The organism is Rhodospira trueperi, from assembly GCF_900101965.1.
GTDB lineage: Bacteria > Pseudomonadota > Alphaproteobacteria > Rhodospirillales > Rhodospirillaceae > Rhodospira > Rhodospira trueperi.
On the sequence record NZ_FNAP01000006.1, the window covers coordinates 212,271 to 225,599 of the forward strand.

The 13,329-nt window shown below is 68.8% G+C and carries 12 protein-coding genes; 5 read left to right on the forward strand and 7 right to left on the reverse strand.

Features of this window, described 5'->3' with window-relative positions:
- Positions 1-468: 468 nt before the first annotated feature.
- Both BLS85_RS09910 and BLS85_RS09915 read right to left on the reverse strand, forming a co-directional pair.
- A complete protein-coding gene (locus BLS85_RS09910) occupies positions 469-1,305 on the reverse strand; it encodes a carbohydrate kinase family protein (RefSeq protein WP_092785757.1) in 837 nt (278 codons plus the stop codon).
- A 15-nt stretch (positions 1,306-1,320) separates the two neighbouring features.
- Positions 1,321-1,884, reverse strand: coding sequence for an HNH endonuclease (locus BLS85_RS09915; RefSeq protein WP_245699171.1), 564 nt, complete (start codon positions 1,882-1,884; stop codon positions 1,321-1,323).
- Positions 1,885-2,075: 191 nt separating this feature from the next.
- On the opposite strand from BLS85_RS09915, the gene gluQRS reads away from it, so the two are divergent.
- Complete coding sequence (gluQRS, locus tag BLS85_RS09920; protein WP_092785761.1) at positions 2,076-3,002, forward strand: tRNA glutamyl-Q(34) synthetase GluQRS; 927 nt, start codon at positions 2,076-2,078, stop codon at positions 3,000-3,002.
- 201 nt (positions 3,003-3,203) lie between these two features.
- Here the strand turns inward: gluQRS and BLS85_RS09925 are convergent, their stop codons facing one another.
- Positions 3,204-4,802, reverse strand: coding sequence for a cobyric acid synthase (locus tag BLS85_RS09925; RefSeq protein WP_092785902.1), 1,599 nt, complete (start codon positions 4,800-4,802; stop codon positions 3,204-3,206).
- Between the two features lie 605 nt (positions 4,803-5,407).
- On the opposite strand from BLS85_RS09925, the gene BLS85_RS09930 reads away from it, so the two are divergent.
- Positions 5,408-7,375, forward strand: coding sequence for a BCCT family transporter (locus BLS85_RS09930; protein WP_092785763.1), 1,968 nt, complete (start codon positions 5,408-5,410; stop codon positions 7,373-7,375).
- Positions 7,376-7,394: 19 nt separating this feature from the next.
- Here BLS85_RS09930 and BLS85_RS19095 read toward each other — a convergent pair whose 3' ends face one another.
- The 4 genes from BLS85_RS19095 to BLS85_RS09945 form a co-directional block, all read right to left on the reverse strand.
- Entirely contained in the window at positions 7,395-7,556 is a 162-nt protein-coding gene (locus BLS85_RS19095) for a hypothetical protein (RefSeq protein ID WP_176793573.1), read from the reverse strand.
- A 176-nt stretch (positions 7,557-7,732) separates the two neighbouring features.
- Complete coding sequence (locus BLS85_RS09935; protein ID WP_092785765.1) at positions 7,733-8,416, reverse strand: hypothetical protein; 684 nt, start codon at positions 8,414-8,416, stop codon at positions 7,733-7,735.
- Positions 8,417-8,468: 52 nt separating this feature from the next.
- Complete coding sequence (locus tag BLS85_RS09940; RefSeq protein ID WP_092785767.1) at positions 8,469-9,161, reverse strand: hypothetical protein; 693 nt, start codon at positions 9,159-9,161, stop codon at positions 8,469-8,471.
- Positions 9,162-9,208: 47 nt separating this feature from the next.
- Positions 9,209-9,874: a hypothetical protein gene (locus BLS85_RS09945; protein WP_143027150.1), complete on the reverse strand. Its 666-nt coding sequence runs from the start codon at positions 9,872-9,874 to the stop codon at positions 9,209-9,211.
- 314 nt (positions 9,875-10,188) lie between these two features.
- On the opposite strand from BLS85_RS09945, the gene BLS85_RS09950 reads away from it, so the two are divergent.
- Genes BLS85_RS09950 through hslO form a run of 3 tightly spaced genes read left to right on the forward strand, consistent with a single transcriptional unit; the run spans position 10,189 to position 13,291 of the window.
- Positions 10,189-11,364, forward strand: a complete 1,176-nt coding sequence (locus tag BLS85_RS09950; RefSeq protein WP_092785771.1) for an aspartate aminotransferase family protein — start codon at positions 10,189-10,191, stop codon at positions 11,362-11,364.
- 6 nt (positions 11,365-11,370) lie between these two features.
- The gene (gene argF / locus BLS85_RS09955) at positions 11,371-12,339 is read left to right on the forward strand and encodes an ornithine carbamoyltransferase (protein WP_245699172.1); all 969 of its coding nucleotides are present in this window, start codon (positions 11,371-11,373) and stop codon (positions 12,337-12,339) included.
- Positions 12,340-12,358: 19 nt separating this feature from the next.
- Positions 12,359-13,291, forward strand: a complete 933-nt coding sequence (gene hslO / locus BLS85_RS09960) for an Hsp33 family molecular chaperone HslO (RefSeq protein ID WP_092785773.1) — start codon at positions 12,359-12,361, stop codon at positions 13,289-13,291.
- Positions 13,292-13,329 lie beyond the last annotated feature (38 nt).

Below are 13,329 nucleotides of genomic sequence, written 5' to 3' on the forward strand. Positions count from 1 at the left end.
TTGCCGGTCGATCCTGTCGGCCAGCCACGATGTGACCGTGCGATCAGACATCGTGATCGCAAGACAATAATAGCGGACGTTTTGGACGATGTGCGAAAGGCTATCCACGCCATGGGGACAAGTCAAGCCACAATCCGGATTATCCGAGATGGAAACGATGTGCATCAGAAGATTTATTGTTACAGCCGAAGTCGTTTAATTGTTCTGTAAGTGGCGTCCCGTATTTCATTGCAGGTGAAATTTCCCTGCGAAGTGCCATTGAAATATTGAAGTCCAGCCTTTGTTGATCAGTTTACTCCACCTTTTCTGTGACCGCGTGCGTACCGTCCCGCCCGGCAAGTCATTCGCCCGAATCGCCGTGACGAGCGTCCGAACGGAGTCGAACGATGTCAAACGACGCCGACCAGACCGTCTTTCAGACCGATCCCGTTCTTCCGGTCGACTCGCCACGCGAAAGGCCGGGGGTGATCACGAACCGATGGCGGGCACCGATCCGTCGGTTTCGATGGCCCGCGCGGCCCAGAGTGCGGCGAGGCTCATGGCGGCGCCGATGTCGGCGCCCTCCAGCAGCCCGTGCAGCAGTCCGGCGGCGAACACGTCCCCGGCGCCCGTGGTGTCGACCACCCGGTCCACGGGATGGGCCGGCACGGCGAGGCGGGCGCCGTCCGGTCCCAGCGCCTCGGCCCCGGCGGCCCCCCGGGTGACGACCAGCCCTTGCAGCATTGGGCCGGCCCGGGCGCGGGCCGCGCCCCACGGATCGGAGCCGCCGGCCGCCGTGACCTCGCTTTCGGAGGTCACCCACACCGTCGCCGGCCAGTGGTCGAATGCGGTGGGTGGGGCATGCGCCACAACCGGCCCGCGCGCCGTCCGGTCGGCCATGAACGCGGCCAGTGCGGGGTTGAAGGTCTTGACCAGCACGCCGTCCGCCGCGATATCGCCGGGCGGCGGCCCGAGCGCGTCGGCCGCGATGGTCTTGCGGGCGATCAGGGTGCGCTCGCCGGTGGGATCAATCAGGATCAGCGGCCGGTTGGTGGCTCGTCCCGGCAGCACATGCAGGCCGGACACGTCCAGACCGTGATTCCGGCAGGCCTCGACGAGGTGGGCGCCGGCCTCGTCATCGCCCACTGCCGCCCGGATCGCGACGTCGTGCCCCGCCTGGGCTAGCGCCACCGCCGCGTTGGCGCCGCCACCACCCAGCCGAATCCCCTCCGGGCGGCCGCTCAGGTGCGCGCCGGGGACGGGCGGCGCGTCCAGGCGCACCACCTCGTCGGCGTTGACGTTGCCAATGACCAGAAGGCGGGCCATGACCGACGGCGCGCCCTACCAGGGGTCCAGTTCGGAATCCCAGTACAGGTAGTCGCGCCAGCTCTCATGAAGATAATTGGGCGGGAAAGCCCGCCCAATTTCCTGCAACATGTGATGCGACGGCACGTGCGGCGGCTGCCGCAAGGGCATGGACGCCGCGCGTGGGGTACGGTTGCTCTTGCGCAGGTTGCAGGCCCCGCAGGCGGTGACGACGTTGGCCCACGTCGTGCGTCCGCCCCAGGAGCGCGGCACCACATGATCGAACGTCAGGTCGTGCGTCGGGAACCGCTGGCCGCAATACTGGCAGGTGAAGCGGTCGCGCAGGAACACGTTGAAGCGGGTGAAGGCCGGGGTGCGCGCCGTGCGCACGAACTGCTTCAGCGAGATGACGCTGGGCAGGCGGATTTCCAGGCTGGGGGAATGGATGACCCGGTCGTATTCGCAGACCACGTTGACGCGGTCCAGGAATACCGCCTTGACCGCGTCCTGCCAGGGCACCAGGGACAGCGGGAAATAGCTGAGCGGCCGATAATCCGCGTTCAGGACCAGGGCCGGGGAACTTGGCGGTACCGCATCCACGTCAACAGTCCTCCGGACTTGATGGCGGGCCGTCCCTGTTTCCAGGGACGCGGCCGGCCTGTCAAGCTTGGCGCCGACGCCACCGAAACCGTTTGACCGGGGCAAGGCGCCGCTTCCATCGACAACACGACGATCCGGACTAGATATGGTAGCTTGTACCTCAACCATGACAAAAAGACCATCACGTTTTCATGACGGTTTCCCGACACAGCCCGGATCGAGGCCCCAGCCTAGGCCCAGCCCTTGGCCCAAGCCAAGACATCGTCACCCGGTTCGCGCCCAGTCCCACCGGCCTGCTGCACCTGGGGCACGCCCATTCCGCCCTGGTCTCCGCCCGGCTGGCCGAGGCGGCGGGGGGGCGGTTCCTGCTGCGACTCGAGGACATCGACGTTGGCCGCTGTCGACCCGAATTCGAGACCGCCATCCTGGAGGATCTGGCGTGGCTGGGCCTGTCTTGGCCGGCGCCGGTGTGGCGCCAGTCGGCGCGGATGGCGGCCTACCGGGCGGCGCTCGACCGGCTGGAGGCCATGGGCCTGCTCTATCCCTGCTTCTGCACCCGCAAGGACATCCAGGCCGAGATCGCCGCCAGTCCGTCGGCGCCGCACGGACCGGACGGGCCGCTGTACCCCGGCACCTGCCGCGCCCTGGATCCGGCCGAGCGGGCCGACCGCATCGCCGCCGGTCACCCGCACGCGCTGCGGCTGGACGTGGCGGCGGCGCTGGCGCGTATGCCGGGGCCGCTGCTCTGGCACGACCGCGCCGCCGGGGAACAGACGGCCCGGCCCGCGCTGTTCGGCGACGTGGTTCTGGCGCGCAAGGACATCCCGACCAGCTATCATCTTGCTGTCACCGTGGACGACGCCGCCCAGGGCGTGACCCTGGTGACGCGCGGACAGGACCTGTTCGCCGCCACCCATGTGCATCGGCTGTTGCAGGCGCTGCTCGACCTGCCCGTGCCGGCCTATCATCATCACGGCCTTCTGACCGATGAGGCCGGCCGCCGGCTGGCCAAGCGCGACAACGCCCGCGCGTTGCGCACCCTGCGCGAGGCCGGGGCTTCCCCCGCCGAGGCGCGCGCCATGGCGGGGGTGCCGGATGGGAATCCGCGAACCGCTTGATTGGTTTGCGTTCTTCGACCGGATTTCCGTAGGTTGGGGTGAGGTGCCGCGCGCCGAACCCCAACGTTTCGGCCCCCAGAACCGAATGGCGTTGGGGTTCGCCGCGCTCACCCCAACCGACACGTTTGCGAACGGATCAAACGGACTTCGTATGACGTGGCGAAAGCGTGTTCCGTGAATGCGGCAGGGCGCCGGCCAGAGCTACACCGCCAACGCCAACAGCGCGTCCAGGTCCAGGTTGGCCTCGATTTGGGCGGCCAGTTCGTCCAGCGTCCGTTCGACCCGGTGTTCGTAATTCAGCCGCGTCGCCTCGCCACCCATGCGGCCGATCCAGTGGGCGCGGAAGGCGTCGCCGCCGAACAGGCCGTGGACATACGCCCCCATGATGCAGCCGTCGGCGGAGACGGCGCCCTCGTCCCGCACCGGGCCGCCCGGCGTCTCGCTCAGCCGCAGCCACGGCCGCGCCAGCCCGGGGCCGGTGGTGCGGCCCATGTGCATCTCGTAGCCGGCGACCGGGCAGCCGCTGACCGCATCGTGCAGGGCCAGATCGATCAGGCGCTTGTCGCCGCCGATCTCGGTCTCGATGTCGAGCAGGCCGAGCCCCGGCGTCTCACCCGGCGGCCCCTCCAGCCCCTGCGGATCGCGCACCACCCGGCCCAGCATCTGGAAGCCGGCGCACAGCCCCACCACGCGCCCGCCGGCCCGGGCGTGGGCCAGGATGTCGATGTCCCAGCCCTCGCGGCGCATCACGTCCAGGTCGGACCGTGTGGCCTTGGACCCGGGCAGGATCACCACGTCGGTGTCCCGGGGGATGGGCGAGCCCGGCTGCACCCACGAGACCGACACCCCGGGCTCGGCGGCCAGGGGATCAATGTCGTCGAAGTTGGCGATGCGCGACAGGCGCGGCACGGCGATGCGCAGGTCGCCGGCGCCGGGTTCGGCCGGACGCTCCAGCGCCAGCGAGTCCTCCGCCGGCAGACGGGCGCCGTTCTCGAACCAGCGCACCACGCCCAGGAAGGGCCAGCCGGTGCGCTCGGTGATGGTCTCGCAGGCGGGCTCGAAGATGGTGAAATCGCCTCGGAACTTGTTGATCAGATAGCCCCGCACACGGGCGTTGTCCTCCGGGCGCAACAGGGCGTGGGTGCCGACCAGCGCGCCCATGGTGCCGCCCCGGTCGATGTCGGACAGGAAGACCACCGGCAGGTCGGCCAGCTCCGCCAAGCGCATGTTGGTGATGTCGGAGTCGCGCAGGTACATCTCCGCGCCCGAGCCGGCGCCTTCGACGACGATTAGGTCGGCGTCGGCGCGCAGCTTTTCGAGACTCCCGAGCACAGCCGGCATCAGGGCGTGGCGCATGCGGTGGTAGACCCGGGCCGGGCAGTTGCCCAGCACGCGGCCGCGCAGCACCACCTGGGCGCCGATCTCGGTTTGCGGCTTCAGCAGCACCGGGTTCATGTCGATGGACGGCGGCACCTTGCAGGCGCGCGCCTGGAGCGCCTGGGCACGGCCGATCTCGCCATGGGGATAGGTGCCGTCGGGGTTGGGCGGCGCGTCGCTGTCCACCGCCACGGCGGCGTTGTTGCTCATGTTCTGCGCCTTGAAGGGGCGCACGGCGAGCCCGCGTTTCTGGTAGGCCCGGCACAGCCCGGCCACCAGCAGGCTCTTGCCCACGTCGGAACTGGTGCCCTGGATCATCAGGGCGCGGGCGCGCTTGGTGGCACCCGGCGGCGGCGTCGGGATCGGCAGGTCGGCGGGGATCGCGGGGGGATCGGGCAGCGGGCGGGGAGAGGTTTCGGTCATGATATCCGGCACGGTGGAGGGAGCGAGCGGCGGACCATGACGGATCGGCGGGCCGGGATCAATCCGGCGCCGCGAAAAACCAGATTGGGCGCGATCATCCGCCGCCCGCGATCCCAACCAGCCGTTCTCATTTTGGCCGCGCGGCCTCCGAAGGGAACGGCTGTGAGCCCCAGGCACAAGCCGGACTCCCTCCCCTGGATAGGGGAGGGCTGGGGTGGGGTTGAAAAAAAGGCCAGTGGGGTTGATGCGACAGGCGAGATCCGTGTGGAAATCACCTCGCCCCCCTCCCAACCTCCCCCCGGAGGGGGGAGGCGTCAGGCAAGCACCGGCCGCAACCGGCATTCACCCTCCATCCTGAGACTTGCTGGATCCCAACCCGTGACATCGCCGGGTGGTCTGCTTAACATTCAGAGGCAAGGACTGTGTCGGGGTGCGCCCATAGCCTGCCGCAAGGCGATCCGAAGTCGGCCGACCCTTGGCTGCCGACCCGCGTCCACCGCCCTTCTGATTCGCGTCGCGGGCCGGCACATGTCGTGTCCACTGATCGGTTCCGATCGACCATCGACCGATCCGAGCAGACAGACCATAACCGGGAGAGCAGACTCATGCGCATTCCCGCCACCATCAATCCGCCGGTTTTCTTTGGATCGGCCGGCCTGACGCTGGCGTTCGTCGTCTTCGGCGTCGCTTTCCCCGAGACGGCGAACGCGACGTTTTCGGCGGTTCAGACGTGGATCGTGGAGACCTTCGGCTGGTTCTACATGCTCTCGGTGGCGGTCTTTGTTGTCTTCGCGCTGGGGTTGGCTCTGTCCGATCATGGTCAGGTGCGCCTTGGGCCGGACGATTCCCGGCCCGACTACAGTTACGGCTCCTGGTTTGCCATGCTGTTCAGCGCCGGCATGGGCATCGGGCTGATGTTCTTCGGCGTGGCCGAGCCGATGATGCACTTCATGTCGCCGCCGACCGGCATCGGCGGCGACATGGCGGCGGCCCGCGAGGCCATGAAGATCACCTTCTTCCACTGGGGCATCCACGCCTGGGCCATCTATGCGGTCATCGGGCTGGCGTTGGCCTACTATGCCTTTCGCCACGATCTGCCGCTGACCATTCGCTCCGCTCTTCATCCCCTGATCGGAGAGCGTATCCACGGCCCCATCGGCCATGCCGCCGACATCTTCGCCGTGCTGGGCACCATGTTCGGTGTGGCCACGTCGCTGGGGCTGGGCGTCCTTCAGGTCAACGCCGGGCTCGCCCACCTGTTCGATGTGCCGGAAACCACGACGGTTCAGCTTCTGCTGATCGCGGCCATCACCCTGATGGCGACGGCCTCGGTCGTCGCCGGCCTGGACGCCGGCATCAAGCGGCTGTCGAACCTGAACCTGTTTCTGGCGCTGGCGCTGTTGGTGTTCGTGCTGCTGGCCGGTCCGACCCTGTTCCTGCTGAAGGTCACGGTCCAGAACACGGGCGCCTATCTGTCGGAGGTCGTCAGCAAGACCTTCACCCTGTACGCCTATGAGCCGAACGAGTGGATCGGTGGCTGGACCCTGTTCTACTGGGCCTGGTGGATTGCCTGGTCGCCGTTCGTCGGCATGTTCATCGCGCGGGTTTCTCGCGGCCGCACCATCCGCGAATTCGTGGTTGGCGTGCTGCTGGTGCCGGTGGGCTTCACCTTCATCTGGCTCAGCTTCTTCGGCAACGGCGCGATCAGCCTGGATCAGGGCGCGGCCGGCGGCGCTATCGCGGCGGCGGTGGCGGACAACGTGCCCTTGGCCCTGTTCACCTTCCTGGAGCAGTTGCCGTTCGCCGAGATCTCTTCGGTGTTGGCCACGGTGCTGGTGGTGACGTTTTTCGTCACGTCGTCGGATTCCGGCTCCCTGGTGATCGACATCATCACCTCGGGCGGGGCCAGCCGGACGCCCGTCTGGCAGCGCACCATGTGGGCGCTGTCGGAAGGCTTGGTGGCAGCGGCCCTGCTGCTGGCCGGCGGACTGACCGCTCTTCAGACGGCCTCCATCACGGCCGCGCTGCCGTTCGCGTTCATCATGCTGTTGGTCTGTTTTGCGCTCTTGAAGAGCCTGCGCATCGAGGCGGCACGGCGCGAATCCCTGACCCTGTCGAGCAGCGTGCAGGTCAGCGGGGCGGACGTGGACTGGCGCCGCTGGCTGGCCAACATCGTCCATCAGCCCCGGCGCGGGCGGATCGAGGCCTTCCTGCATAACACCGTGCTGGGCGCCATGCAGGACGTCGCCCAGGAGGTGAGCAAGCTGGGACAGTTGGAGGCCGACGCTCGCCTGGAGGGACGGGAAGCGACCCTCACCATCCACCACGGCGTCGAACGGGCCTTTTTGTACGCCGTCAAGCCTCGGGCCTTCGATGCCTCGGAAGAATACGCCTTTTCCCAGGGGCTTGCAGAGGTCAACGACGAACACGACGACCAGTACTACCGCGCCGAAGTCTTCCTGTCGGAGGGCAGCCAGAACTACAATGTCTTCGGGTACACGCGCGAGCAGATCATCGGCGATATCCTGTCGCAGTACCAGAAGCACGTGCAGTTCCTGCACCTGACGCGGTGAGTGGGCTGCCGGACTCCGGTCAGTGCCGGGAATCCACCGTTGTCCGCCCATCGTCGGTGAACAACAGGGTCTCGTAGGGCGTGTCGTACCCCGGCACGCCCGCCAGCGCTTTCACCTGGGCCAGCACGGTGATCGGAGCCAGCACGAGGCCAGCGGCGAGGGCAAGGGTGGCGGGGCGCATGGGTGTGGATCCTCGACAGACAGACGATCCCGTTTTCGGTTGATCGATACACCGAATCGCCGAAGCGATGAATCGAACCCGTAAAAATTGCGCCGGCTCCGGCCGTGTCAATCCACAAACGGGGGCCGGCCCGGGGACACCTGGGCCGGCCGGCGCGGTTCTGTCGGTCCTGTGCGCTACTGCTGCCCCGGCGTCGTATGGCCGCGCAGCATGTCCTGCATACTCATGGGCGGAGCCGGCAGCTCGAACAGTTCGGCCGGCGGCGTGTCGCCGGAAATGGCCTGGATGCGGAACTGGCTGCCGCTGCTGAGCACGCCCAGCCCCAATTGCTCCAGCGCTTCGTTGCGCGGATCGTCCGGTTCGCCGACGGCGGCGCCGGTCGCCGCCATTGCCCGTGTCAGTTCAAGCACAAGCGGATCATCGGTCAGGACCACGGTGTCCGTGCGCGCCGTGCCGGTGCCGTCGGTCCATTGGACCTCGTAGACCTCGCCCTTGATGCCGGCGACGGTCTCGGTGGCGCCGGTGGCCGTGATGCTTTCCACCGAGGTCGCGCGGTGTTTCTCCAACTCGGCGCCCACGGCCTGACCCAGTCCCTCAGCCATGTCGCGCATACTATCGTCCATCTCCAGCACCATCAGCGATCCGCCCATGGTGCTGACGGTGTAGAACGTGCCGTCCCGCATCACGGAATAGCTGCCCTCCACCGGCGCGTCGATGCGCACCGTTCCCGGGTCCAGCCAGAACACATCCATCGTGTGATTTCGGCCGTTCCCCGAGGCTTCCAGGGTGGCGATGCCGCCGGCCAGGGCGGGGGTGGCGGCCAGCATCGCGGCCAGCGCGAGAATCATCGGTCTGAACATGAGGGTGCGTCCTTCCTTGAAAATGATGGGATGGCGGGGCCGTCGGCCGTGATCATTGCGCCGGTTGGCCTTGCCGCAGGTGCTCCATGATCTCCTCCAGGGTCATCGGCGGCCCCGGCAGCGTGAAGGTGCCAGGCCGGGGGTCGCGATCCGACAGCGAGGTCACGCGCACGCCCATGCCACTCAGCAGGCCGAGGCCGCGCCCGCGCACCGCCACGCCGCGCGCGTCCGGGGTATGCCCCAGCGCGCCCTCGAACGCTGTGATCGCGGCCGACAGATCAAGCACGCGCGGATCGTCACTCAGCACCAGACGATCCGTGCGGCGGCGCCCGGCGGTGTCGGTCCAGATCATCTCGAAGGTCTCGCCGACGATGCCGGCGACCGTCTCCTCCCGATCAAGGGACCGCAGGGCCTCGACCGAGGCGGCCCGGCGGTGCGTCGACACGAACCCGGGCAGAAGACCGGCGGCCTCGTCGCCCAGGCTGTCCAGCGATAGAACGACGAACTGGCGGTTCATCCGCCGCAGGGCATAGGGCGCGCCGTCCACCAACAGGAACGAGACGTCGCGATACGGCATGTTGACGCGCACGGTCTCGGCATCCTGCCAGACGACGGTGAACGGCTGGGCGGATCGGCCCGACCCGGCCTCCAGCATGGCGGCGCCGGCGGCATGGGCGCGGTTGGCGGCGGGGGCGGTGGCGATGACAGCGATCAGGGCCAGCAGAATCGCGGCTGACTTGATCATGACGAGCGGTCCTTCCTCCGGACTGAAAACAGATGGCGGCGCGCGGGCTACCGTGCCGGCCGGCCCATGACGTCGCGCATGCTCATGGGAGGCGCGGGCAGGTCGAACGTGCCGGCGGGGGGCGCCTGGGCCGACAGGGCCGTGATCCGGAAATCGTCGCCCTTGCGCAGCACGCCCAGGCCGCGCTCCCGCAGGGCCACGGCGCGGGCATCCGCCGCTTGCCCCAAGGCGTTTGGAAACGCCATGAACGCGGCCGTCATTTCCAGAACCAGGGGATTGTCGCTCAGCACCACGCGATCGACATGAGACCCGCCGGCCGCATCGGTCCAGGCCAGTTCGTATTCGTCCCCGGCAATGCCCGCCAGCGTTTCGTGCGCGCCGGTGGCCCGTAGCGCGTCAACGGATTCGGCCCGATGGGGCTCCGACATGGGGCCGAAACCGAGTCCCACATGCGGCGTCACGCCCTTCAGCGACACCACCATGGTCCGCCCGTCCATCCTGTTGACCGTGAACGGCTCGCCCTCCAGCACCAGGGTGTAGGACCCGGGGCGGGGCAGGTCGATCCGGGCGGTGTCCGCGTCCTGCCAGACGATGGTCATGGACCGCACACCGTTCGGTGTGGACGTTTGCAGGGTTGCGGTCCCGGCGGCCAGCGCGGCCGGGGCGGCCACCAGGGCCAGCAGGAACACCAGAGGCATAAGCCGCGTGGACATGACGATCAGGCCTTTCGCGCGGAAGGAACCAAGGGTCACACAGTGAACCGACGGCGCCGATCCGGCAACCCGCCGGTGCCGGCCGCCGCCCCCCTGTCGCGCAACCGTCACCTTTGTTCGCATTGACAACGGCGCGCGCGCCCGCCATGATCCTCGCTTCCCTGGGCCGTGCGTGGGCAGCGTGCGGCCCGTTGGTTTTTCATCCGGGTGCCTCCGGCCGGGATGCTGGCGAGACGCCGCGCCCCCACGGGCGCGGCGCGGGCAGCCCGTTCCGGATCGGCGGCGGTCCGGCTCCGACAGGTGGATCAGGCCCGATGACCACCCCCGCCCTGATGGGCACCTACGCCCGCACGGACATTGCCTTCGATCACGGCGAGGGCGCTTGGCTGACGTCCACCGACGGCCGCCGGTTCCTCGACTTCGGCGCCGGCATCGCGGTGAACGCCCTCGGCCACGCGCACCCGCGTCTGGTCTCCGTGCTGCGCGAGCAGGCCGGCAAGCTCTGGCACACCTCCAATCTGTACCGCGTTCCCGGTCAGGAGCGGGTGGCCGAGCGGCTGGTCGCCCACAGCTTCGCCGACGCTGTGTTCTTCTGCTCGACCGGGCTGGAGGCCAACGAGGCCGCGCTGAAGCTGGCGCGCAAGGTGGCTCACGAAGAGGGCCAGGGCGACAGGGTCCGCTTCATCGTCACCGACGGCGCCTTCCACGGGCGCTCGTTCGCCACCATGGCGGCCACCGGCAATCCCAAGCACATGGCGGGATACGGCCCGATGATGGACGGCTTCGACCGGGTGCCCTTCGGCGACCTGGACGCGACCCGCGCCGCCGTCACCGACCAGACCTGCGCCGTGATGATCGAGCCGGTCCAGGGCGAGGGTGGCATCCGCACGGCGCCCCAGGGCTATCTCGCCGGGCTGCGCGCGTTGTGCGACGAACACGGTCTGCTGCTGATCCTGGACGAGGTTCAGACCGGTATCGGCCGCACCGGCAGCCTGTTCGCCCATGAGCAGGCGGGCATCTCGCCCGACATCGTGACCGTGGCCAAGGGACTGGGCGGCGGCTTTCCGGTCGGCGCGCTGCTGACGACCGCGCGATGGGCCGGCGCCTTCACCCCGGGCAGCCACGGCACCACGTTCGGCGGCAACCCGCTGGCCATGGCCGTCGCCGAGGCGGTGCTGGACGAGGTGCTGGCGCCCGGGTTCCTGGAACGGGTCGACCGCGTCGGCGCCGAACTGGGCGAGGCGCTGCGGCGGGTGGCCGCCGATGCGCCGGGCGTGATCGCCGAGGTTCGCGGATGCGGGCTGATGTGGGGCCTTGTCTGTCGGGTTCCCAACGGCGATCTCATCGCCGCCTGCCGCGACCAGGGGTTGCTTCTGGTTCCGGCCTCCGACAACGTGGCGCGGCTGCTGCCGCCGCTCATCATTGACACCCCCGAGGTGGACGCCGCCGGTGCGATGCTGCGGGCCGCCTGCGGAGAACTGACAGCGTGACGCGACATGACCATGACCAGCCTCAAGCCCGTGCCGGATGACCCCCGGATCGGGACACCGCCCCGCCATTTCCTCGACCTGGACGATCTGGACAGCGCCACCCTGGACCGCATTCTCGGCATGGCCCGCGCCATCAAGGCGGACGGCCCCCGATCGGCGGTGGGCGGCGACAGACCGCTGGCCGGGAAGACCCTGGCCCTCATCTTCGAGAAGAACTCGACCCGCACGCGGGTGTCCTTCGAGGTGGCCATGCGCCAGCTCGGCGGCGACGTGATCATGCTCGACGGCGAGAAGAGCCAGCTCGGACGCGGCGAGACGGTGGCCGACACCGCCCGCGTGCTGTCGCGCTATGTCGATGTCATCATGCTGCGCACCACCTCCGCCGAAAAGCTGGGCGAGATGGCGCACCATGCCACGGTGCCGGTCATCAACGGCCTGACCGACAGGGCCCATCCCTGCCAGCTCATGGCCGATGTCATGACCTTGCGGGAATACAAGGGCGAGGACCTCGTCGGCCGCGTGGTGACGTGGTGCGGCGACGGCAACAACGTGGCCACCACCTGGGTCAAGGCGGCCGCCCGCTTTGGCTTCGAGTTGCGGCTGGCCTGCCCGGAGAGCCTGCGGGTGGACCGCGAGGTCATAGCCTGGGCGCGGGCCAACGGTGCCCGGCTGGTCGAGGGCGGTGATCCCGAAACACTGGTCGAGGGGGCGGACTGCGTCGTTACCGACACCTGGGTCTCGATGGGTGACAAAGACGCTGCCAACCGGCACAACCTGCTGCGGCCTTTTCAGGTCAACGACGCCCTGATGGCGCGCGCCAAGCCGGACGCCGTCTTCATGCACTGCCTGCCGGCGCATCGGGGCGAGGAGGTGACAGCGGACGTTATCGACGGCCCGCGCTCCGCCGTCTGGGACGAGGCCGAGAACCGCCTGCACGCGCAGAAGGGCATCCTGGCGTGGTGTCTGGGCGCGTGAGTCCGTTCGGGACGGAGACATGACCGACCAACAGACCCCTTGGGACGACACCGCCTACGGCTTTCATCTGGCCGGCGGCCTGATGCGCGGCCGGCTGGTGCGGCTGGGCGCCGCGCTCGACGATCTGCTGGGCCGCCATGACTGGCCGCCGGTCGTCAACGCGCTGCTGGCCGAGACGGCGGTGCTGGCGGTCGCGCTGGCCCGGGGCCTGAAGTACGAGGGCGTCTTCACGCTACAGACCAGTGGCGACGGCCCCGTCTCCACCCTGATGGCCGACGTCACCAGTCCCGGGGACGTGCGCGCCGTGGCCCGGCTCGACCGGGAGCGCCTGGACGCCCTGCTGGCCGAGCACGGCGCCGCGGCGGTCGGCCTGCCGCTGTTGCTGGGGCGCGGCCATCTGGCCTTCACCGTGGACCAGGGGCCGGGAACGGAGCGCTATCAGGGGATCACCGAACTGACCGGGGACAGCCTGGCCCGCAGCGTCGAACACTACTTCCGCCAGTCGGAGCAGTTGCCGACCGTCGTTCTGTCCGCCGCGCGGCAGGACCCCGCGTTGGGGTGGCGGGCCGGGTGTGTTCTGGTGCAGCGTATGCCGCCGGAGGCCGGGGGCCGCGACGGGGCCGAGGCCGCCGACGCGTGGGAGACGGCCGGCGTTCTGCTGGACACGCTGGGGGCCGACGAACTCCTCGATTCGGCGCTGACCCCGGAGCGCATCGTGCATCGCCTGTTTCACGGCGAATCCCTGGTTCCTGGCGAAACGTGGCCGTTGCGCTTCGGCTGCCGGTGTTCGCGCGAGAAGGTCATGGCCGCCCTGTCGCGCTTCTCCCGCGCCGAGATGGAGACCATGAAACAGGACGATGGCGTATTGACCGCATCTTGCCAATTCTGCGCCGCGCACTATACCTTTGACGACGGTGACCTGGATGCTCTGGCCGGCGACGGGCCGGCATAGGGGCGGGGCCCGAGTCGAGACATCGGAAAGAGGGGCGG